This window comes from Candidatus Poribacteria bacterium (genome assembly GCA_016866785.1).
Lineage (GTDB): Bacteria > Poribacteria > WGA-4E.
Genome location: VGLH01000052.1, coordinates 1 through 20,139, shown reverse-complemented (window position 1 = coordinate 20,139; position 20,139 = coordinate 1). Strand labels below are relative to the sequence as shown.

Genomic DNA, 20,139 nt, shown 5'->3' with positions numbered 1-20,139 from the left:
GTGGCTGCGAGGAGCGGCTCCTGGGAGTGGCGAAACCGAGATCGCAGATCGGGAACCTCAGGCGTAAGGAGCTAGTCAGCAATGAAGCGTTTTCTCTAAGTGGCGTTGGTCGGTGGACTCGTCGTCATGGCGGGCGTTGCGCGAGCGCAAGTGACCCAGGACGGCACCTTCCAGACGGGCGTCGCCAGCATCCTCAAGTGGATCCTCTCCGACGAAACGGACGGTGACTCCGGCGCGACGGTCGATACGTGGAACGTGAACGACAGCGGGTACGGGGCAGTAGGCAGCACGATCGGCGACAACACGGCGACTGCCGACGGCGTCGATACCGCTAGCGACCGGTACACGGACTCCGTCATCGTCTTCCGCCTCGTGACAAACGGTGAACCCACGATCGACGCAGAGTTCGACGGGCCCTTCACGGAGGGTACGTCCGGCGCCAGCGATACGCTGGCGACGTTCTTCAACATCATGAGCGACGGCGACGGGACGGGCACAGACAGTACCGCTGGTTCCGATTACACAGGGCGAGCTTGGTCTGCGTTCGCAGCCGAGAATGCCGATGCAGGCATCGGCGGAAGCGCCGGCACGCTCTATGAGTTCGGCCGCACGACGCTCAACTTCGTCTACATCGCCGGCGCTTCGGCGGTCACCGACAGCTGGCGCGGAGCCGGCGGCGACGGCGGCGGCACAGGCCAGACGCTCACGACACCTACCGTGACTGGCGCGAACTACGTCCTCGACGGCGCCGGCGGCGCCGGCGGCGGCACGGATTGGGCAGACAACCTCACCCCGTTCACCGGCGAGGCGACGACGCACATCGCCCGCGATGGCGCGATCATGTTCCAGGTGACCGTCCGCGCGATGAACGGCGAGGACTTCGGGAACGACAGCGACCTGACGGAAGCTCCCGAAGTGGCGACGGACTACCAGTGCACGCTGACCCTTACGGCGACCCCGTAAGGACGAGCGGCTGAAGTTCCCGCATCGATGAGGGCGCGGCTTCGCGCCCTCATCTTCCCACCACGGCTCGCGCTCTATCCGTATGGCTAGCGCGGCGAGCCGGGCAGCCGACTCGCACCGTAAGGGTCCCGACCGTGACCAGGCGGATCTTCATCAGCGCCGTTCTCGCTCTCGCACTGACCGCGGCGGCTCCCGTCGTCGCGCAGGTGAACGAGACGAACGATGGAGCCACCTTCAGCGCGAAGGTGGGAATCATCGTCAAGTGGCTGAACCCCGCTGAGGAGGTGAGCGCGCCGGTCGGGAACCTCCGCGACTGGTCGAACGCCCTCAGCACGGACACCGGCGACACGGACACGGTCGCCGTGTTGAGGCTCGTCACGAACGTGGACGTTCGCCTCACCGGCACGGCGGACCCGCTGACCCACCCCGACAATGCGGCGGAGACGCTCGCCACGTTCGTCTGCGTCCAGACCGACGGCAGCGGACTCGAAGAGGCCGTCATCGACGGCACGGGCGATCCGGCGACGGGCTTCGAAGAGGATCAATACGCGCCGGCTCGCGGTGTGGGACCGGACTACGAGGACGGGCGGTTCAACTTCGTCTACGTCGGCGGGGGCTCAAATGCCGCTGACACTGAGGCCTCCAACACGTGGGTCTCGCCCACGCGGCTCGCGGAGCTCTCCGCTGTGCCGGCTCACAATGCGCAGTTCTCGATGGGAGCGCTCCTCGGCGATGGGGCTCTCATCAAGCACGTCCCGCGCGACGGATCCGTGCTGGTCCGCGTGACGATGCGCGCTCTGAACGGCGAGGACTTCGGCATCGACTCCGACGACACGGAAGCTCCGGACGTCGCCAGCGACAGTCCCTACACCGCGACGGTCCAGCTCACCGCCCTACCCTGAGCCGACTTGGGCTGAGCGCGACGCAGCGCTACTTGACTCGCTGCCGCGTTGATGGCAGTCTATACCTAGCAGCGAATCACACGTGTGGAGCCTTCGAGCCGCGCCGAGCCAAGACGGCGGCTTGAGCGCTCCGCGTGCGCTTGCTGGGTTTAGTGGTTCATTTCGGAGATAGTGAAAGCCCCGTAGGGGCGGGTCTGAGACCCGTCCCTACCACCGCAAGGCCTTCGATCAAGCCATGAATCTATGAAACAGATATCTAGGGAACCGATCGGCGTTCGGTGACGTTTCTTGAGTTGCGTCGCCACGTGAGTTCTCACGGCTTCGGCGGAGGAACCGTCCGAGATGGTTCGGATGCACGGCAGATGGGCTAGCGCCTGGGTTGCGCTGTCGTCCCTGCTGATGGCGCTGACGGCGTTCCGCGCCCATGCCGTGATCGGGCTGACGCCCCTCCGCGTCGATGTCTACGCCCGCCCTGGACTACCGACCCCCTTCCAGATGACCCTCATCAATACGACGCCGACGACCCGGGATGTTCGCCTGCTCGTGCAGCGCGTGAGCGTCGATGAGGACGGCAACGCGTCGCTCGTCGAGGACGTCGCGCCGGATGACAGCCAGGCGTTCGCCGCGCCGGAAGGCGAGTCGTCAGGCGTGGATGTCCGGACGCTCATCACGGTTGCTGGCGGGGGCACGGTAACGCTGGCTCCCAACGAATCGCGCGCGATCGACTTCTCGGTGAACCTGCCGCCGGACGCCCAGGACGAATACCTGGCGATGATCGTCGCCGATCCGGGTCCCGAAGCGGCTCCCGTGCGGGGGAATACGACTCGGCGCGTGAACGTCGTGTTCCGGATCGCCGCGTCGGTGTTCATCGTGGCGGGGTATCGCCAGGAGATCGGCAGAGGGCGCGATACGGAAGTGCTCCTGCGGCGGATGAAGCCGGAGTACTACAACGTCAACATCAGCGAGTTGGAGGCGTTCACGCCGAAGCCGGGCGACGAGAAGCCGGCGCTGCGCGTCTTAGGCAAGCTGGAGAACCTGAGCACGACGTTCATCTCGCCGGTGATCCGCGCGCGACTGCGGGACGTCGCCAAGCGGCGCATTCTTGAGGAAGTCGTGCTGCGGCACGGTTTCGACATGGTGTTTGCGAACACGACGCGGCGGTTCCGGGGCGAGTTCGAGTCGCCGCTAGAACCCGGCAAATACCAGATTCTCGTGGACGTGGATTGGGGAGAATCCCGGCAGGCGACGCGGCAGGAGATCGCCGTCGAGGTGACGGAGCCGATCGCGGGAACACGCCCTCCGGTGAGCGGTGTCCTGCAGTTGAGCATGAAGAAGGCGTTCATCAGCGTTCGCCCTGGTGAGACGAGCCGAGGAAAGTTGACGCTGAAGAACACGTTCAAGGAACCGATGCGCGTCACGCCGCAGTTCCTCGAAGAGTCACCGCTGGCGAGTTGGTTCACCTTCTCGCCCAAGACGCTCGTCATCGCTCCCGACGCGGAGCGGACCGTCAACGTGACCGTGAAGGCGGACAAAGAGAGCTCGCTAATCACCGAACAAGTGCTGATCGGGATGGTTCCGGTGACCTTCTCCGGCTCGACGTTCCCCGATACGGAGACGCAGGTCCTGCAGGCAACCGTCCGCGTTCTGCCGCCGCGTTCCGCCGAACAAGCCGCTGGCACGGATGGTGCATCCGTACAGGATGGCGTCGGCGACGAGTAAACGAGTGAAGCCGCGCAGTACGCGTCGCGAGCGGCTCTGCGCCCTTGCCCGACCCGCATCCGGTATGCCACCATTGAAAACGGATCGCGTCGGGCGTACACTTATGTGCGCATCGTCGCCATAGGACTAGACACATGCGCATCGCTCGGATCCTTGCTATGGTCGCGCTCTGTCTGGCGTCGAGGGATACGCGCCTGGCGACGACGGACTCTTCGGCGCAGACGTACCAGGTGACGGTGAACAGCATCCTCGCCTTCATCACGGCGAAGCAGTCGCCGACGGCGGGGACCGGTATCACGGACTGGGAGAACGCCAACAACACCTACGACAAGACGGACTGCGTCGCGATCTTTCGCCTCGTGACGAACAAGAGCGCGACGATCGACACGACGACGACGCAGGCGAATCAGATCCTGACGAACTCGGCCACGAGCGAGCAGTTGCCGACGTTCTACAACCTGAACTCCGATGGCGACGGGACTTCGACGACGGGGTTCGCGTCAGGGCAATACGGCAACGGCATCGGGCCCAAGAGCGGGTCTTCGATGACGAATTTTCAGTATGTCGGTGGCGGAAATGCGACGTGGGCGAGCGATAACGGCTATACGGCAGCGCAGTTTCTGAGCGCGGGCAAGACGCTGACTCGCATCAATAAGGACGGCGCGGCGCTGCTGACGCTGACCGTCCGAGGATTGAACGGCGAGGATTTCGGCAACGCGAGCGACAACACCGAGGCTCCCGAAGTGGGAACCTACACGGTGTCGTTCACGCTGCGGGCGACGGCGATTCCGTAGCGAGTAGCGTGGCAGTAGGGGCGGGTCTCAGACCCGCCCCTACGATGGCAGGCGTGGTCGGTATCGATGAGGATGAAGCGGGGCAGAACGATGTGGCGCGTCGGACGTTCGAGCATGTTGGGTGTGTTCTGCGGGGGTCTGATGTTGCTGGCGCGGGGCGCGTGGGATGCTCCCACGTGGTCTGGCGGCGGGTTTCCGGCGAACCCGAACCCCGCCACGTACTCGCAGGCAGGCCTGTCGACATGGGATACGACGGAGGCTACCCCCACACCGTCGGATGGGGCACTCCCGACAGGGGCTGGCGACTGGCCCGTGCGTTACCGGATCAACCTCGCACGCAACGAGAGCGCAACGATGTCGACCGTCACGGCTCCGGCTTCTCTGACGCACCCGACGACGGGCGATACGCTCAAGACCTATTGGTGGTTCGACGGCAGCGAGGCTTCGGGGAACAAGCCCGGCTGGACACCGTCGCCCCCGGCGTCGCAGGGCTACCTGAACCCGGTGCTGGGTTCGGCGTTCATGACGGGCGTAGGGGTTCAGAAGAACGACGTGAACGGAGGTCCCAGCAACTTCGCGTTCCAGGTGGTCTGCCGGGGAATCAACAACGAGAACTCGGGCAGCAGCAGCGATCTGACGGAAGCCCCTGACACGGGAACCTACACGACGAGCCTGACGTTGAGGATGACCTACTAACGGTCAGTGACAGTGAGTTGTCGGTTTGTCCAACCCCTACCCTAACCCTCCCCCATGCGAGGGGGAGGGGACATAGCCTCCTCCCCCCGCGAAGCGTGGGGGAGGATTGAGGTGGGGGGAATACGGCATCTCCAAAGTCACGGGCCACTAGCGGCGTCGCAAGCCGGGAACTGAGCGGCAGATGCGACCTTTCCAACGATGGATGGCGTGGATTACCTTCGTCCTGTGCCTCGTGCCCTCCCGAGCGCTCTACACCGCGCCCGGAGGCGGCGGAGGCGGCGGAGGCGGAGGTCGCGACTTCTCCGAGAAGGTGAACGACTACACGGGCGTCGTGGGCAGCATTCTCGCTTCTATCGACGACAATACCCCCGTCACGAACCCGTCGACGAGCATTGACGACTGGCAGAACGCGAATCTGGCGACGAGCAAGAGAGATGCGTACGCCGTCTACTGGCTCGTGACGAACGGACACGCCGTGTTCGACACGACGACGTCTCAGGCGAACCAGATCCTCACGGACTCGGTGGGCGGGGAGACGCTGGCGACCTACTACAACCTCGTCGCCGAGAGCGCGCTGGGCACCGTCGCGGACGGTGTCACAACGACCGGATTCGCGACGGAGACGACGACCGACGGCATCGGGAGCGGAGACTTCCTCTACGTCGGCGGCGGCTCCAGCGCCTTCGAGACGCAGTTCCTGGGAACCAGCAAGACGATGACGCATGTCTACACGGACGGAGCGGCGCTGATCCGGCTGACGGTTCGCGGCACGGTGCCGAACCTGAGCAGCGGATCGGGCGACCAACTGGATACCTACCTGAAATACGATGGCGATCTCTACGTCAGCGGAGCCAGCGGACAGACGGGGTTCAGCCTGGTCGGCGGGAGAGCGCCGAGGGCTATCAGAACTTCGTCGCGCACGGCACGTTTCTTGGTTCAACGGGTGTGACCGTCACCTACAACACACCGGCGTCCGACACGAGCATGACGATGGCGATCACCTCTCGAGCGATCAACAATGAGAACTCCGGCAGCGCGAGCGACCTCACCGAAGCCCCCGACCAAGGGACCTATGTGATGGGCGGCGGAGGCATGACACTTCGGATGTCGTGGTAGCGGCTCTGCGAAGGATTCACGGAACCTCGCGCCCTCAATGAACGCAGGCGATTGTGCGAGTTCGTGCCTTCTGCCTTCTGCTCGCTCTGATCCTCGCTCCGGCGCTCCACGCCAGCGTCTCCGTGACGCCCATGCGCTTGGAGATCCTCGCCGAGCCCGGCGGCGCGCCGGAACCCTTTGAGCTCGTCGTCGCGAACACGAGCGAGACCCGGCGGACGATCCGCGTCCGGGCGGAGGAGTTCCGCCTGGGTCTCAAAGGCGAAATGCTCTTCGAAGAGCGGCTTCGAGAAGAACAGGGCGATCGGTACACTCCGTTCGAGCTCTCCGCCGCTCCGTTCATCTCGATCGCGGATCCTGTCTTTCCGTTGGACCCCGGGGAACAGCGTCGAGTGCGCGGCACGGTCCGGCTCCCCGTGACGGCTCGCGGCGAGTACTACGCCTCCATCGCCGTCAACCCGGGCCCGGCAGATCCGGTCACGTCGACGACAGCATCCCGCCGCGTCAGCGTGACGTTCGAGGTGGGCGTGCTGGCTTTCGTCACGGCGGGTGTGCGCCGACCCAGCCGCTTTCCGGACCAACCGCCGACGGTGATTCGCGCGATCGAACCGTATTACGATGTGCGCGTGGTCGATTGGGGCGTGGATTTCCCGAAACCCACCGAATCGCGGCAGACGTTGAAATTGGTGGGCAAGTTTGCTAATAAAGGGAATACCCACATCCTGGCGGACGTCACAGCGACGGTGCGCAATCTGGACGAGCGGCGCATCGTCGAGGAGGTGATCATCCCCGCCGGGTCGAAGGTCGTGTTCCCGAACTCGGAGCGCGAGTTCGTCGCCACGGTCCAAGCGCCGTTGCGCCCGGGAGCGTATCAAGCGGAGCTGCGCATCGGTTGGGGCGGCGCGTTGGACGTCGCGACGCGAATCACGCAGTTCGAGGTGCGCGCGCCGATCGCCGGCGTTCCAACGGAGATGCGCCGCTTGGGGGTTCTGGGTCTGGCGTCCGAGCGCATCACACTGGCGGGGAGCGCTGGCAGAGTCGTCCGCGAGGATGTCACCATCACGAACAATGTGGACGAGCAGTTGGTTGTTTCCGTGCATCCAAGTGAAGGCTTGACAGCGGTTCCATCGCGGTTCTTGGTCACCGCTGGCGGGGAACGCTCCTTCCAGGTTCGTGCTGTGCTGGACTCAAAAGCCCTGTCGGATGTGAGTGAGAAGTTCGTCGTTCTGGAACCGAGGAGGCTTGATGGCACAGCGCTTCCTGAGCCGGAGACGCGCCAGCTCGCTGTCCTCCTTCGCGTTCTTCCGCCCGGATTCCAGGGCAGGAGCCCGGGCGAGTAAGCACACCCTCGAAGCGACGGGTGCTGCCGTCCGCGTCGCTCAACAGGACATCGCGTAGTCTGACGGGGATTTGGGAGCCCGCCGCGAACGTCTGCGGGCATGAAACGTCTCGGTCTGCGCACTGCTGCAGCGCGTCTTGCACAGGAATGGGGCACGATCGTGAACAGATTGCTTCCCGGCACGCGAAGCACCCTCCGGTGGATGCTTTCGTTGGGGCTGATGCTCTCCGCGTATGCGCTTGGAGGCTGCGCCGGAACGCGGGGTGGAGCCGTCGGTGCAGCGCCTGAGCCAGAGACCCCGGCGCGAGTGGTACAGCCCCTTCCGGTGACTCCTCCGCCCTCTGCCACGACTCCGAGCGTGCCCAGGGTCGCGCCCCAGCGGGAGGTCGCCGTCCTGCCGTCGCCGACGGAGCCTCGCGCGACAACGCCCACACCCGAACCGACCACGGCGGATGAAGCCGTCTCAGCGGAACCCGTGGAGAAGTTCGAAGAAGAGGAACCGGTCCTCATCTCGTCCTCATGGGTCGGCGACTCCATCCAGAACGTCATCGGCGACCTGGCGCTCGAACACAACCTCCAGATCTTCGTCTCCGAGCTCGTCCGGGGCAGCGTCACCGTGCAGGTCGAAGAGATGCCGCTGGAGCGGTTCCTCGACTACGTAACGGCTCCGCTGGGTGCCGACCTATAAGAAGCTGGGTCCCAAGACCTACTTCGTCGGTCCCGCGCAGGCGAGAAGCCCCGCGTTCCCCCGCGTTTCCGAGACGATCTTCTACAACCTGCGGTACGTCACGGTGGGGCAGCTCCGCGACCTGTTGCCCGACTGGGTGGTCGAGTATGTCCGCCTAGCGGCGAACCAGCCCTACGCCCTCATCGCGGCTCCGATCGTCTACCGCGACGACATCATCCAGATCATCCAGAAGATCGATCAGCCGCCGGTGCAGGTGGTTCTGAGCGCGCTCGTGACGGAGTTCACCGAGGAAGCCGGCAAGGAGCTCAAGGTCGGGTGGGACTGGCAGACGACGCGGTCTCCGCTGACCGCCGCTGGAACGCCTCCGGCGGAGGGGTTCTCGGACGTTCGGGGGAACCAACAGGAGCTCGGGTCGTTCATCCAGAACTTGACGGTCACGCGCACGGGCGAGTACACGAACCGGCTCCTGGCGACGCTGAACGACCTGGTCTCGTCTGGCAAAGCGAAGATCCGCGCCAACCCGGCGGTCATCGCTCAGAATGGCAAGGAAGCGACCATGGAGATCGGTCTGGAGCAGTACTACAAGATCGAGACGGGGACGGTCGCCTTCCCGCGCGTCGAGCTCCAGAAGATCCAGTCCGGGACGATCCTCAAACTGACGCCCCAAGTTGCCGACAACGGCGATATCACGCTCGACTTGGCTCCCGAGGTGAACGACGTGATAGCGACGGGAGCCGAAGGGCTTCCGACCATCCAGAAGCGGAGCGTCAAATCGACGGTGCGGGTGCGCGACGGGGAGATGGTTATCATCGGAGGGATGATCGAGGAGCGGGAGCAGACCGAGGAGCGGAAGGTTCCGTTCTTCGGGTCGGTTCCCGTGATCAAGTACCTGTTCCGCGGCACTCGGAAGGCGACAACGCGGAAACAGGTCGCCATCTTCATCATGCCGAGGATCATCAAAGAGGGGCAGCCTCCGACGGACCTCAGCGCGATGGTTGGCAACTAGACGCCAACGGCTGTCGGTTCCTCCGCGCTTTGCACGATGACGCCATCCATTCTGGCATTCCGATCCGGCCTGAGCCTATGGACCTCGACGGGTGTCCGTATGTCTGACGCTGCCAGCCAGAGCGGGTGCGAGTGGGCGAACCACCATCCGGACTACCGCCCCTATCACGACGACGAGTGGGGGATGCCCGTCGTCGATGACCACCGGCTGTTCGAGAAGCTCTGTCTGGAGGGGTTCCAGTCGGGGCTGTCGTGGCTGACGATCCTGCGGAAGCGCGACGGATTCCGGCGCGCCTTCGCCGACTTCGACTTCGAGCAGGTGGCTCGCTTCGACGGTGCGGACGTCGAGCGCCTCGTCCAGGACGCCTCGATTATCCGGCATCGCGGCAAGATCGAGTCGACGATCCACAACGCGCGTCGCGCGCTGGAACTGCGCGACGAGTTCGGCTCGCTGGCGAACTACTTCTGGTCGTTCGAGCCGGAGCGGCGTCCCGTGCCAGACGACCTTCCGTCGTCCACGGCGGAATCCAAAGCGCTGAGCAAGGACCTGAAGCGGCGCGGGTTCACCTTCGTCGGACCCACGACGGTCTACGCGTTCATGCAGGCGATGGGGCTGGTCAACGACCACGTCGCTGGCTGCCCCGCGCGTGCGCGCTGTGAGCAGGCGCGTCAGGAGCTCGGAGTCATCGCCCGGCGCGCGTAGCCATCGACAGAACGCCTGCGCGCCTACAGGTTTTCGTGCGCCAGCGATCCGGGCCCGTCGGGACGAACACGCTAGGTTGACGTCTGCAGGCGGATTTTGCCTCCGCGCGTCCACACTTGCAGCGGGGCGTCCTGTGTCCGGTGCCGTCCTGCTGAGCCGACATAGAGCGCCTGATCGTCGCCAATCGCGGTCCACGTTTCGGTGCTCTTTCCCGCTTCGGTGCGAATCTCCCCGTATTCGGTTTCCAGCCGATGCTCCGCCGAGAAACCCGCCGGCACGCTCAGCTCGACGTCGCCCCATTCCGAGGAAAACCGAAGCGGCAATCGTTCGGCGAAGCAATCGTGGTTCAGCCGCGCCTGGATCTGTGACATGACTGTCGCGATGTCCATAGAGCCGATGGCGTCCTCGATGTGGACATCGCTGGCGTCAGCCCGAACCAGTATCGCACCGCGGATACGGTTCAGGCGCACCGATGGATCGGTCTTCGTGTGGCGGCGAATGTAGAATTCGTGTTCTGGGCTCCCATTGGATTCGCAGCCCGTCGCGACGCGGGTGACGATGCGCACTTCCCCTTCGATGTCCTGCAACGTAGCTCCGTTATCGTAGGCGATCAGGTCGACACCGGCGCGCATTCCCCGGACGACTGCGCCTGACGATGCGATACGTAACCGCATGGCTCTGGGCACGTGAATCGCGACCTTCTCGATGTCAACGGCGGGACCCGTCCAGCGGCGCGCGGCGTTCGTGCCGGGAACCTCATACTTGGAGGTCACCCAATCCTGATCCGGTACGGAGACATAGAGGAACGGGGGCGACGCGGTGAGATCGTTCACCCACTTCGAGGCGTCCGCGTGACGGAAGCGGAGCATCTCGCGAAAGGTGGTCAGGTCGCGCGTATCGCGGTAGCCGAAGTCTCGAAGCGCCTCACCGATGTCGCTCGTCACGTTGACGGACACCTTTTCGGCGCGGTGTTGAGCCACGTCGCGGTCGTGATCGAACGAGCGCACCTCGACGATGGCGCGTACATGCGGCTCGTCCCAGCCGAGCACTTCGACGATGGACCCCCCACCGCCTGCGCCTCCGATCAACACGGACAGCTCGCTCGCGTTCAGATGGAACGTCTGTTCGCGCGTGAGTTCGACGGTTTCACAGAGCTTGACGACCTTCTTGCGCTCGTTGATGACGGCTTCGATCCAGCCCAACTGCCGCTGCAGCCGATCTAGCTGCTCGTTGGCGTCCGAGGGGGAGAGCGCGCCGTCCTCGATCTTCTTCGTCAGTTCCTCGATGCGCTCGCGAAGCGTCTTGGCTGTGTCGAGCGCGGGTTGATCGACCACTTCGACGCGATCGCGCATGAACCGCGACACGCCTTCTTCAGCCATGGTATGACTCCTTCACGGTATCCGGGCAGAGGCGAACGGCTGTCCGCATGAGCGTAGCGGCGCGCCGTCGTTCGTCGTGCATCGCCACCTTGCTGCGCAGTCCTTCGAGTGTGCGGCGCAGTCTTTGGATCACGTCGTACACCGACGGTGGCTCCGGCTCCCTGGGCGGCTGGAAGCCCGCGCCCAGATCGTCGGGCACGTCCACCCGCAGCGAGCGGATCGCGTCGCGCAGAGCGACCAGTTCGTCCAGCGCGGCTCGCCAGTCGGTGGAGCGCGCCAACTGCGATTCGATGGCTGCGCGCTCCGACGGCGTCACGTCTCCTTCCAAGTACGCCGAAAGCTGAGAAAGCATGTCTTCGGTCATGGCACTCTTCCGTCGATCCAAGTCGCACTCGCAAACAAGCGCTTGTACTGCGTCGCGAGCTTCGCCCGCGCCCGATGCAGGCGCGTCGTCACCTTCTCCACCGACCATCCGAGGGCGTCGGCGATTTCGTCGTAGCGCATCGCTTCCATCTCGCGGAGCAGGAGCACCGCGCGATCATCCGGCGGCAGCGAGCGGATCGCTTGCCACAGGCGTTCGTTGGATTCCTGGCGTTCCATCTCTTCGTCCGGTTGTCGGAGAGGCGATACGCGCTCGACGAGCGGTTCCTCCGCGATGCGCGCGGAATGAGCGACGCGTTCCGCATGGCGCAGACAGAGGCGCACGGCGATCTGTCGGAGCCAGCTCTTGAATGCCGCCCGACCCTCGAACGTGCCCAACCGACGGTAGGCGTTGAGAAACGTCTCTTGGCACAGGTCACGAGCGTCCTCGACGGATGAGGTCATGCCGTAGCAGATCGTGTAGACCAGTCCGACGTACCGGCGGTACAGGGCTTCGAACGCCACATCATCGCCGCGATGGCATCGTTCGATGAGTTCGTCGTCCGACTCGGATCGTTCCATCGTGCCGCCTCTGGAAGCTATAGAGACGCTCAACGCGAAAAACTTGCGTCCAAACACGCTGTGACATCACACATAGCCCAGGCTTCGTGAAGCATCTGCATGACGTGCATCCGTCGGTTCTTCGCTTCACTCCTCAGAGACTTGTCCCGATGCCTGTCCTGCTTGCCCTGAACGCCAAGCGAAGGGAACGCCTTGAGGGGCAACACGAAGGATGAGAGAGCTCGTGGGAGCAACACGCGCTTCGCAGTCGTGAATGGGCCCGCGCGACGGAGCCCTTTTCATTTCGGCGCGCCTTTGCCATTCTGCCGACGCATCGACGCGGCTGAGATAGTCCGACAAGCTGGCGCGGTCGCACATAGCAGGAGCATCCAGTGGACATTCGGCAGGTCGTCGTCACGGGTCAGAACGAAGTGGAACTCCGGTCGGAGGAGCTGAGCGACGCGAATCTCGGCTCCAACGAGGTGTTCATCGAGACGGAGTTCACCTACATCAGCACGGGGACGGAGCTCGCCAACTACACGGGCACCGATCCGAACGTGTTCCGTCCCGGGGCGTGGTGCGCCTATCCGTGGCGCTCCGGCTATGCGAACGTCGGGATCGTCCGCGCGGCAGGGGATCGCGTGTCGCGGGTTCAGGTGGGCGACCGCGTGTTCACCTATGGGAACCACGTCTCCGCCCTGCGATACGGCACAGATCGGCTCATCGTGAAGGTTCCCGAGGGGATCGATCCGGCGATCGCGGCGGCGTCTCGGATGGCGGGCGTCGCGACGACGGGGATCATCGTCGCAGAGATCGTCAACAACCCGTGGGTCGTCGTGTTCGGGTTGGGGATGGTGGGGAACTTGGCGGCGCAGTCGTTCGGGATCATGGGCTGCCGGGTCATCGGCGTCGATCCGGTGGAGGCGCGGCGGAAGCTCGCGGAGCGATGCGGCGTTCCATTCACGGTGGGCGGCTCGCCGGAGGAGGTTCAAGCAGGGGTTCGTGAGATCACCGGCGGGGAGATGGGGAACATCACCGTCGATGCTGTGGGACATAGCGCGGTGTGCAAGCAGGCGCTCAAGGCGACGGCGACCTTCGGTCAGTTGGTCATCTTGGGCAGCCCGCGCGTGTCGGTGCAGGGCGATCTGACGGAGGTCTTCTCGGACACACACACGCGGTGGATCACGATTCGCGGCGCGCTCGAATGGTGCCTGCCGATGTATCCGACCATCGGGAACCAGGTATCGCAGTTCAGCAAGCAGCGGATGATCTTCGGCTGGCTGGAGACGGGCAAGCTGCAGTTGGAGCCGCTCATTTCACACCGCCTCAAGCCGGAGCAGATCAAACAGGCGTACGACGGTCTGCGCGATCAGCCGAACGTCTACACGGGGGTTCTGCTCGACTGGCGGTAGCGGCTAGGACACTGGGCTCGGCTCTACGGGAACCGTAGGGGCGGGTCTGAGACCCGCCCCTACGACCAAGGAACGCCGCCGCTCGGCGAGAGCCGCGCTGAGTCGGAGATGTCCGGGCGTGGAGGGGTACGGTGAGCGACAGACCGCGCGTGTTCATCACGCGGCCCATTCCGGCGGAGATCGCCGACCGCATCCGCGAGACGTGCGACGTCGACATGTGGCACACGAGCGCTGTCACGCCGCCCATCGCCGACCGTCTGCCCGACCTCGACGGGCTCCTCACCTATGGCCACGAGGCGGTGACCGACGCGATGATGGCGACCGCGCCGCGTCTGCGAGTCATCTCGAACATGGGCGTCGGGACGGATCACATCGACTCACGGGCGGCGAAGACGCGGGGCATTCAGGTCGGGAACACGCCGGGCGTCCTGAGCGACGCGACGGCGGACATGACCTTTGCCCTGCTGCTGAGCGCGGCGCGAAACGTCGTGCGCGGGTCGCGCTATGTCCGCGCCGGGGAGTGGGGTTACTACGACCCGAACATCCTCTGGGGTCAGGAGGTCCACCACGCGACGCTGGGGATTGTGGGGATGGGGCGGATCGGGTACGCCGTTGCCAAACGGGCGCTGGGCTTCGACATGCGCGTGCTCTACTACAAGCGGACGCGCCGTCCCGACTGGGAGGCGGAGCTGGGCATCGAGTACGCGGAGCTGTCCGACCTGCTCCGCCAGTCGGACTTCGTGACGCTCCATCCGCCGATGACGCCGGAGACGCGCCATCTCATCGGGTCGGCGGAACTCGCCCTGATGAAGCCGAACGCGATCCTGGTGAACATCGCGCGCGGGGGCGTCGTGGATCACGCGGCGCTCTACGACGCGCTGGCGTCGGGTCGGATCGCCGGAGCCGCCCTCGACGTGACGGAGCCGGAGCCGATCCCGGCGGATCATCCGCTGCTGTCGCTGGAGAACGTGGTCATCGCGCCGCACCTAGGGAGCGCGACGGTCCAGACGCGCATGCGCATGGCGACGATGGCATACGAGAACCTCATGGCAGGTCTGCGAGGCGAGCCGCTGCCGTTCGGTGTGGCGTAGGCACGCTTACGCGATGCGGTTCGTCTCGAGCGCTTCCCGCGTCCTCTTCGTGGCATCAATGACGATCCGCATGGCATTCACCTTGGAGTCATGGAAGGCGATGCTTTGCTCGCAGTCCTCCGGTGTCGTCAACACGAAATAGCCAGCATTGACTGACCCGATGACTCCGGCGCGCTTCATCGGCGCAAGAACCTGGACCTGAAGGGTTTCCTTCTTAAGGAGCCCCTTGATCTGGTCCTGCACGTGCGGATCGTTGATCCTCTCCAGGCGAGCGACCAATTGCTCGCCGTTCTTCGGCTCACGGAAGCCCTGAGCCTCACGAGACAGGTAGTCGTAGACGATCTGCTGCGCGACATATCTGGGCCCTACGGTCATGCTGCCGGTACGACCGGTCCGTCCGCGCGAGTGGAATGTCAAGTCAGTGCGATCCGGTGTCTTACCGGCTCCCGCTGACAGCAGTATGCCGCGCTCGAGGATGCGAGCCAGCGGCTGCCACGGGTTGTAGACCTCAGGACCGTACAGGAGATGAAAGTAGACTTGGTTCTCAACCGATCGGCGCATGAACCGCACAAACGGCGCAAGCTCGGAGGCCTGCGCGGCGGCGGTCGGTGTCGTCTCTGCCAGTCCGCGCGTCACATCTGCGACCCACTCATCGTATCGTGCGGCTTCCTTGTCGGCGCCTTCCCATGCTTCGGCAGGTTCATCGTCGGACACATGGAGCTCATCGGCACCCATGGGTCCGTTCTCGATGGCTACCTGCTCGAGCGCCAGGTAGCGCTGCCAGCCGAATCGCGTGACGTGGTGTCCTTCGGGCGCGCCGTGCTGTGCGAGCCCGTATCCGAGCAGGGAGTCGACGTGCTCATACAGATCATTCGCGTACAGAGCCTGGCTCACTGACTCGGAAAGGTGCTTCGGGTACCGTATCTCGAGTCTGTTGCTCAGCATCGGAAGATGCCCTAGAGCTTCCTCAACGAGATCATCAACGTTGGAGGCCTGACGACGCCGTGTCCGTCGACGGCTCGGAACACATGCCCTGGGAACTCGACGGATGGGTCGATCTCACGTTGGGCGGCTACGGCGAAGCCTAGCGCCGGAGCGAATCTGGCGACTTTCGCCCTCTGACAATGGGGATTCGCCCCACTCGCATAGATGTTGAACAGACCGCCCTGTCTGAGTACTTGCCCTACGCTGGTAAGCAGAGAGGTTGCACCCTGTTCGTCTCGGAACCCGAACTCATACGGATTCACAGCGACGACCTTCTGGAACGCGTTGTCGAGAAACGACAACTCCTCTGCTCGACAGATGACGTCAATACCGGCGTTGTGCGCCTTCCCCGAATCCCCATCGGTCACAACCGCGTCAGGCAGGTACTTCTCTGCGAAGCGCCCGTCTCCAGCCCCGATTTCGAGGGTGTCGTGGACCATACCTTCTTCCGGTTCGGGTCGGTGTCTGTACCACGGATTCTATCAGCCGGTTGAATGCCGATCAACGCAATGGCGGCGGGGAGCTCAGGCAGGCTTGCGCAGGACGACGACGCGGTTCGTGTTCGTGCCCTTTCGCCGGTTGTCCACGCCCCAGACGTTCGCCGTCTTGGTGAACTCCTGGTCGTTGATGAGGACGAGAACCGGCTCCATCCCGGCGTCGAATCCGCATCGCACGACGGTCTCTTCGAGCCGGACGGAGCCGCCCCGCACCTCGCCCACCTCGAAGGCGACATGCCCGCCCGGAACCAGCACGCGACGCAACTCCCGGAACGCGCCCGTCATCGCCTCCTGCCAATCCTCTAGCCGCCGGTAGAGGCGCATCGGGACGCGATCCGCGTCGATGTCGCAGAACCAGCAGCGGAGCCAGTTGTCCTGGGCGTAGTCCACGATATCCAGAAACGGCGGCGAGGTCACGATCAGGCGGACGCTGTCCGACGATATCTCCGGCGTCACTGCGCAGTCGCCCGTCAGCAGGCGGACATGTCCCGCGACGGACGCAAGCCGCTCACGCGTTCCCGCGTCTGTCCGGCTCAGCAGCGAGCGCGACTTCCGCAGGATGAGCTCGGGAACGGAGCGGCGCGGGGGCGTCTGGTTCCGCCGCGCGTTGATCTTCGCCTGCGACTCGACGGATACCGCCTGATTCGGCGGCAGCGTGTAGACCGAGAAGAACCCCGGCGAATGCCCCGTGAGACGGTTCACGGCGACCATGCGAATCCAGTCGTCGACCGGATCGCCGTCCGACCGTAGGAGGTATTGCCGCAGCGCGACGATCTCAGCGAGCGTGTCGGGGTGGTAGAACACCAGCAGGTCGGACGGGAGCGGTTCCGTCGGCACGAGCGGGATGTCGCGGAGCCGGTCAATGACGGCGTCGAGCGTCGGAGGGTTCAGGCGGGGACGGATCAGCAGGCGGCTCAGCGGGTTGATGTCGCAGCCGAAGGGGACGCGTCCGCGCAGGGCGGCTTCGAGGAGCGTCGTCCCGCGTCCCATGAAGGGGTCGTAGACGACATCGCCGGGTGCTGAGAGGCGTTCAAGGAAGAACCGGGGCAACTGCGGCTTGAAGCACGCGCGGTAGGAGACTTCGTGGAGGCTGTGCGCGGCGCGCTGCTTTGACGTCCAAAACTCGTTGATGTAGGTGGGAACGCAAGCGTCGTCGACGCGCGTTTCCGTGATGCGGGTCGGGGTCCCGAAGTCGCGGAAGGCGGCGAGCTCCGTGTGCCAGTCGCGGGCTGCGCCGGTCGCGTTCGACGGCTCGCTCAACTCGCAGGCTGTAGTTGGGCGCGGGATTTCGCCTGCCGCATCAGCCGTTCCTTGACTTCCTCCCACGGCAGTGGGCTGTCCGTCTCGTTCGACTCGGACAGCATCGTGTCGTAGACGTCTTCCCACAACTCGCCCCACAGGTCGATGACGACAGACCTCGGTTTTCCTTTCTCGTCAACGATGAAGTGGACGCCTTTCATCGTGAGGCCCCTTCGTGAGCAGTGTACCACAGAAGCCATCCGCCGAGTCCGGACCGTCAGGGAACGCGCCAAGCCAGTCGGATCCGCTCGGCGGCGCGGCGCAGGCGCTCGACGACGCGGCTCCTGCCCAGCAACGCGAGCACTTCGTAGAGCCCGGGTCCGACCATCCGACCCGTCACGGCGACGCGGAGCGGCTGGAGAACCTGGATCGGCTTGGCGTCCAGCGTTCCGACCCATTCCGAGACGCGCGCCTCGACCGTCGCCGCGTCGAACGGCTCGACCGTCTCGATGAAGTCCGCCGCCTGGGTCAGGACGTCGAGCGCGTCTGCCGCCTTGAACCACTTCTTGACGGCGGCATCGTCGTAGGCGTAGTCGTCGTCGAAGAAGTAGCTCGTGTAGGTGACGATGTCCGGCAGCGTGCGAAGCCGGTCGCCGACCGACTCGACGATCTGTTCGAGCTCCGCGCGCGGGACGCCGGAAAGGTTCAGCCCCGCTCCTTCGAGGAAGGGAACCGCCATGTCGGTGCGCTCGGAGACAGAGCGGCGGGCGATGTACTGGCTGTTGAGCCAGAGCAGCTTCTGCGGGTCGAAGCGGCTGGGGCTCCTCCCGACGCGGTCCAGGTCGAACTTCCGCACGAGCTCATCGACCGTGAACACTTCCTCGACGCCGTCCGCCGACCAGGATAGGCGCACGAGGTAGTTGACCATCGCATCGGGCAGGTAGCCCATCTCGCGGTACTCGCTCACGGACACCGCGCCGTCGCGCTTGCTGAGTTTCTGCCCCTGCATGTTGTGGACCATCGGGATGTGGGCGAACTGAGGCGGCTCGATGCCCAGCGCCCGGCAGATGAGGATCTGCTTGGGCGTGTTCGAGAGGTGGTCCTGCCCTCGGATGACGTGGGTGATCGCCAGGTCTTCGTCGTCGATGGCGGAGCTGTAGTTGTAGAGGGGCGTGAAGTTGTGCCTCATGATGATGAAGTCGTCGAGGGTGTTCGCCTCGAAGACGACGTCGCCCAGGACGAGGTCGGGGACGCGGATCGTCTGGCTCTCGACCTTGAGGCGCACGACGCGCGTTCTGCCCTCCCGCTCGAACGCGGCGCGCTCGTCGGCGGTGAGGTCGCGGCATCTTCCGTCGTAGCGATACGGGCGCTTGGCTTGCTCCGCCTCTTTGCGCTTGGCTTCGAGTTCGTCCTTGGTGCAGTAGCAGTAGTAGGCGGAACCCTCGTCGAGGAGCCTCCGCGCGCATTCCTGATGGCGCGCGACGCGTTCCGACTGGAAGTAGGGCTCGTGGGGCCCGCCGACGTCGGGACCCTCGTCCCAATCGAGACCGAGCCAGCGCATCGCGTCGAAGATGGCGGCGGTGGAGGCTTCCGTGCTGCGTTGCTCGTCCGTGTCGTCGATCCGCAGGATGAAGGTCCCGCCGTAGTGACGCGCGTAGAGCCAGTTGAACAGGGCGGTGCGGGCTCCACCGATGTGGAGGTATCCGGTGGGCGACGGTGCGAATCGGACGCGGACGGGGCTGGGATTCACGACATCCTCTCTTCCGCGGGGTCGGGGGGTTCGACCCAATAATGCCCTAGGTTCGATTCATTGCCAAATGAGCCGAATGACGCAAAACCGCTTGACTTCCGGTCGCGCGGTGCTATCCAAAGCTGTATTCCCGCCAAGTTCTGCGGAACTCTCACCCGCGCGTGAGCGCTCGACCTAACCAGTCGGCGGAAGCGACGGCGGTGGGGATTCGTCGCGGTCACGGTCTGGCATCTGAACCTGTTGCTGGCGGACCTGCTCCGCGAGTTAGCCGAGACGATGCGGCTGTGTTACCATGCAGCCACAAGGAGAACGAGATGAAAGGCATTCAGTATGTCGTGGACGACACGGGGACACGAACCGCCGTCGTCATCGACTTGCGCGAATGGGCGGAGCTCTGGGAGGACATCGAAGACGTTCTCACTGCCCGTGAGCGCATGAAGGAGCCGGACATCTTGTGGGAGGACTTTGAGGCGGAGCTCGATGCGGAGGAGGCTCGGCGTGGCGCATCAGCTCCGGATTAAGGCGGCCGCCACCCAAGAGATCCGTGACCTTCCTCAGGACATCCAGCAACGCATCCGCAAGAGAATCCGAGAACTCGTCGACGCGCCTCGCCCGCGCGGGACCAAGAAGCTCGTCGGAGAGGAAGGCGTCTATCGTGTTCGCGTCGGAGCCTACCGGATCATTTATTCGATCAATGACTCGCTCCAAGTCATCCACATCCTGCAAGTGGTGAAGCGCGGAGGCGCCTACCAGGACTAGCGCGGCACCCATCCCGTGGCCGCTGGACGTATTCCGAATCGGATCTAGCTGCGAAGCAGCCCTAATCCCACGGTACCCCCATCGCCCGCCCAAAACCGCTTGACTTCCGGTCGCGCGGTGCTACCATCCAAAGCTGTGTTCCCACTAAGTTTGCGGGGACTCTCGCCCGGCGTGAGCGCTCGACC

The 20,139-nt window shown here is 64.6% G+C and carries 22 protein-coding genes; 14 read left to right on the top strand and 8 right to left on the bottom strand.

The window, feature by feature from the left end; translation table 11 throughout:
- The first annotated feature begins 126 nt into the window (after nt 1–126).
- The 10 genes from FJZ36_09460 (at nt 127) to FJZ36_09415 (ending at nt 9,922) form a co-directional block, all read left to right on the top strand.
- Nucleotides 127–963: a hypothetical protein gene (locus FJZ36_09460; protein MBM3215128.1), complete on the top strand. Its 837-nt coding sequence runs from the start codon at nt 127–129 to the stop codon at nt 961–963.
- 134 nt (nt 964–1,097) lie between these two features.
- Nucleotides 1,098–1,865 (top strand): hypothetical protein, encoded by a 768-nt coding sequence (locus tag FJZ36_09455; GenBank protein ID MBM3215127.1) that lies wholly within the window; start codon nt 1,098–1,100, stop codon nt 1,863–1,865.
- 342 nt (nt 1,866–2,207) lie between these two features.
- A complete protein-coding gene (locus FJZ36_09450; GenBank protein ID MBM3215126.1) occupies nt 2,208–3,584 on the top strand; it encodes a hypothetical protein in 1,377 nt (458 codons plus the stop codon).
- 134 nt (nt 3,585–3,718) lie between these two features.
- A complete protein-coding gene (locus FJZ36_09445; protein ID MBM3215125.1) occupies nt 3,719–4,378 on the top strand; it encodes a hypothetical protein in 660 nt (219 codons plus the stop codon).
- 66 nt (nt 4,379–4,444) lie between these two features.
- Nucleotides 4,445–5,074, top strand: coding sequence for a hypothetical protein (locus FJZ36_09440; protein MBM3215124.1), 630 nt, complete (start codon nt 4,445–4,447; stop codon nt 5,072–5,074).
- A gap of 181 nt (nt 5,075–5,255) precedes the next feature.
- Nucleotides 5,256–6,023 (top strand): hypothetical protein, encoded by a 768-nt coding sequence (locus tag FJZ36_09435; protein ID MBM3215123.1) that lies wholly within the window; start codon nt 5,256–5,258, stop codon nt 6,021–6,023.
- Nucleotides 6,024–6,243: 220 nt separating this feature from the next.
- Nucleotides 6,244–7,527, top strand: a complete 1,284-nt coding sequence (locus tag FJZ36_09430; protein ID MBM3215122.1) for a hypothetical protein — start codon at nt 6,244–6,246, stop codon at nt 7,525–7,527.
- 357 nt (nt 7,528–7,884) lie between these two features.
- Nucleotides 7,885–8,214 (top strand): hypothetical protein, encoded by a 330-nt coding sequence (locus tag FJZ36_09425; protein ID MBM3215121.1) that lies wholly within the window; start codon nt 7,885–7,887, stop codon nt 8,212–8,214.
- Nucleotides 8,201–9,220, top strand: a complete 1,020-nt coding sequence (locus FJZ36_09420; protein MBM3215120.1) for a type II and III secretion system protein — start codon at nt 8,201–8,203, stop codon at nt 9,218–9,220. The genes FJZ36_09425 and FJZ36_09420 overlap by 14 nt, the downstream gene beginning before the upstream one ends.
- Nucleotides 9,221–9,319: 99 nt before the next feature.
- Nucleotides 9,320–9,922 carry a DNA-3-methyladenine glycosylase I gene (locus tag FJZ36_09415; GenBank protein MBM3215119.1) on the top strand — a complete coding sequence of 201 codons (603 nt, stop codon included), beginning with the start codon at nt 9,320–9,322 and terminating at the stop codon, nt 9,920–9,922.
- A gap of 71 nt (nt 9,923–9,993) precedes the next feature.
- Here the strand turns inward: FJZ36_09415 and FJZ36_09410 are convergent, their stop codons facing one another.
- The 3 genes from FJZ36_09410 to FJZ36_09400 are packed head-to-tail and all read right to left on the bottom strand — an operon-like array spanning nt 9,994 to nt 12,243.
- A complete protein-coding gene (locus FJZ36_09410; GenBank protein ID MBM3215118.1) occupies nt 9,994–11,301 on the bottom strand; it encodes a hypothetical protein in 1,308 nt (435 codons plus the stop codon).
- Nucleotides 11,294–11,665 carry a hypothetical protein gene (locus FJZ36_09405; GenBank protein MBM3215117.1) on the bottom strand — a complete coding sequence of 124 codons (372 nt, stop codon included), beginning with the start codon at nt 11,663–11,665 and terminating at the stop codon, nt 11,294–11,296. Before FJZ36_09405 ends, FJZ36_09410 begins: the two co-directional genes overlap by 8 nt.
- Nucleotides 11,662–12,243: a sigma-70 family RNA polymerase sigma factor gene (locus tag FJZ36_09400; protein MBM3215116.1), complete on the bottom strand. Its 582-nt coding sequence runs from the start codon at nt 12,241–12,243 to the stop codon at nt 11,662–11,664. The genes FJZ36_09405 and FJZ36_09400 overlap by 4 nt, the downstream gene beginning before the upstream one ends.
- Nucleotides 12,244–12,614: 371 nt before the next feature.
- Here FJZ36_09400 and FJZ36_09395 point away from each other — a divergent pair, with 371 nt between their 5' ends.
- Nucleotides 12,615–13,634, top strand: a complete 1,020-nt coding sequence (locus FJZ36_09395) for a zinc-binding alcohol dehydrogenase (GenBank protein ID MBM3215115.1) — start codon at nt 12,615–12,617, stop codon at nt 13,632–13,634.
- A gap of 131 nt (nt 13,635–13,765) precedes the next feature.
- A complete protein-coding gene (locus FJZ36_09390) occupies nt 13,766–14,725 on the top strand; it encodes a D-glycerate dehydrogenase (GenBank protein ID MBM3215114.1) in 960 nt (319 codons plus the stop codon).
- 6 nt (nt 14,726–14,731) lie between these two features.
- Here the strand turns inward: FJZ36_09390 and FJZ36_09385 are convergent, their stop codons facing one another.
- The 5 genes from FJZ36_09385 to FJZ36_09365 form a co-directional block, all read right to left on the bottom strand.
- Nucleotides 14,732–15,670 (bottom strand): hypothetical protein, encoded by a 939-nt coding sequence (locus tag FJZ36_09385; protein MBM3215113.1) that lies wholly within the window; start codon nt 15,668–15,670, stop codon nt 14,732–14,734.
- 11 nt (nt 15,671–15,681) lie between these two features.
- Nucleotides 15,682–16,149 carry a class I SAM-dependent methyltransferase gene (locus FJZ36_09380; GenBank protein MBM3215112.1) on the bottom strand — a complete coding sequence of 156 codons (468 nt, stop codon included), beginning with the start codon at nt 16,147–16,149 and terminating at the stop codon, nt 15,682–15,684.
- 84 nt (nt 16,150–16,233) lie between these two features.
- Nucleotides 16,234–17,466, bottom strand: coding sequence for a site-specific DNA-methyltransferase (locus FJZ36_09375; protein MBM3215111.1), 1,233 nt, complete (start codon nt 17,464–17,466; stop codon nt 16,234–16,236).
- Nucleotides 17,463–17,666: a hypothetical protein gene (locus FJZ36_09370; protein ID MBM3215110.1), complete on the bottom strand. Its 204-nt coding sequence runs from the start codon at nt 17,664–17,666 to the stop codon at nt 17,463–17,465. Before FJZ36_09370 ends, FJZ36_09375 begins: the two co-directional genes overlap by 4 nt.
- 56 nt (nt 17,667–17,722) lie before the next feature.
- Entirely contained in the window at nt 17,723–19,252 is a 1,530-nt protein-coding gene (locus tag FJZ36_09365) for a glutamate--tRNA ligase (GenBank protein ID MBM3215109.1), read from the bottom strand.
- A gap of 257 nt (nt 19,253–19,509) precedes the next feature.
- On the opposite strand from FJZ36_09365, the gene FJZ36_09360 reads away from it, so the two are divergent.
- Together FJZ36_09360 and FJZ36_09355 are read left to right on the top strand one after the other, a co-directional pair.
- A complete protein-coding gene (locus FJZ36_09360) occupies nt 19,510–19,716 on the top strand; it encodes a hypothetical protein (protein ID MBM3215108.1) in 207 nt (68 codons plus the stop codon).
- Complete coding sequence (locus FJZ36_09355) at nt 19,676–19,954, top strand: type II toxin-antitoxin system RelE/ParE family toxin (protein ID MBM3215107.1); 279 nt, start codon at nt 19,676–19,678, stop codon at nt 19,952–19,954. The genes FJZ36_09360 and FJZ36_09355 overlap by 41 nt, the downstream gene beginning before the upstream one ends.
- Nucleotides 19,955–20,139 lie beyond the last annotated feature (185 nt).

Bases quoted from the DNA above. Each gene is read 5' to 3' on its own strand.
- FJZ36_09400 (MBM3215116.1), bottom strand. From the start codon at position 12,243: ATGGAACGATCCGAGTCGGACGACGAACTCATCGAACGATGCCATCGC.
- FJZ36_09460 (MBM3215128.1), top strand. From the start codon at position 127: ATGGCGGGCGTTGCGCGAGCGCAAGTGACCCAGGACGGCACCTTCCAG.
- FJZ36_09415 (MBM3215119.1), top strand. From the start codon at position 9,320: ATGTCTGACGCTGCCAGCCAGAGCGGGTGCGAGTGGGCGAACCACCAT.
- FJZ36_09355 (MBM3215107.1), top strand. From the start codon at position 19,676: ATGCGGAGGAGGCTCGGCGTGGCGCATCAGCTCCGGATTAAGGCGGCC.
- FJZ36_09405 (MBM3215117.1), bottom strand. From the start codon at position 11,665: ATGACCGAAGACATGCTTTCTCAGCTTTCGGCGTACTTGGAAGGAGAC.
- FJZ36_09435 (MBM3215123.1), top strand. From the start codon at position 5,256: ATGCGACCTTTCCAACGATGGATGGCGTGGATTACCTTCGTCCTGTGC.
- FJZ36_09370 (MBM3215110.1), bottom strand. From the start codon at position 17,666: ATGAAAGGCGTCCACTTCATCGTTGACGAGAAAGGAAAACCGAGGTCT.
- FJZ36_09385 (MBM3215113.1), bottom strand. From the start codon at position 15,670: ATGCTGAGCAACAGACTCGAGATACGGTACCCGAAGCACCTTTCCGAG.
- FJZ36_09445 (MBM3215125.1), top strand. From the start codon at position 3,719: ATGCGCATCGCTCGGATCCTTGCTATGGTCGCGCTCTGTCTGGCGTCG.
- FJZ36_09360 (MBM3215108.1), top strand. From the start codon at position 19,510: ATGAAAGGCATTCAGTATGTCGTGGACGACACGGGGACACGAACCGCC.
- FJZ36_09440 (MBM3215124.1), top strand. From the start codon at position 4,445: ATGAGGATGAAGCGGGGCAGAACGATGTGGCGCGTCGGACGTTCGAGC.
- FJZ36_09450 (MBM3215126.1), top strand. From the start codon at position 2,208: ATGGTTCGGATGCACGGCAGATGGGCTAGCGCCTGGGTTGCGCTGTCG.
- FJZ36_09410 (MBM3215118.1), bottom strand. From the start codon at position 11,301: ATGGCTGAAGAAGGCGTGTCGCGGTTCATGCGCGATCGCGTCGAAGTG.
- FJZ36_09380 (MBM3215112.1), bottom strand. From the start codon at position 16,149: ATGGTCCACGACACCCTCGAAATCGGGGCTGGAGACGGGCGCTTCGCA.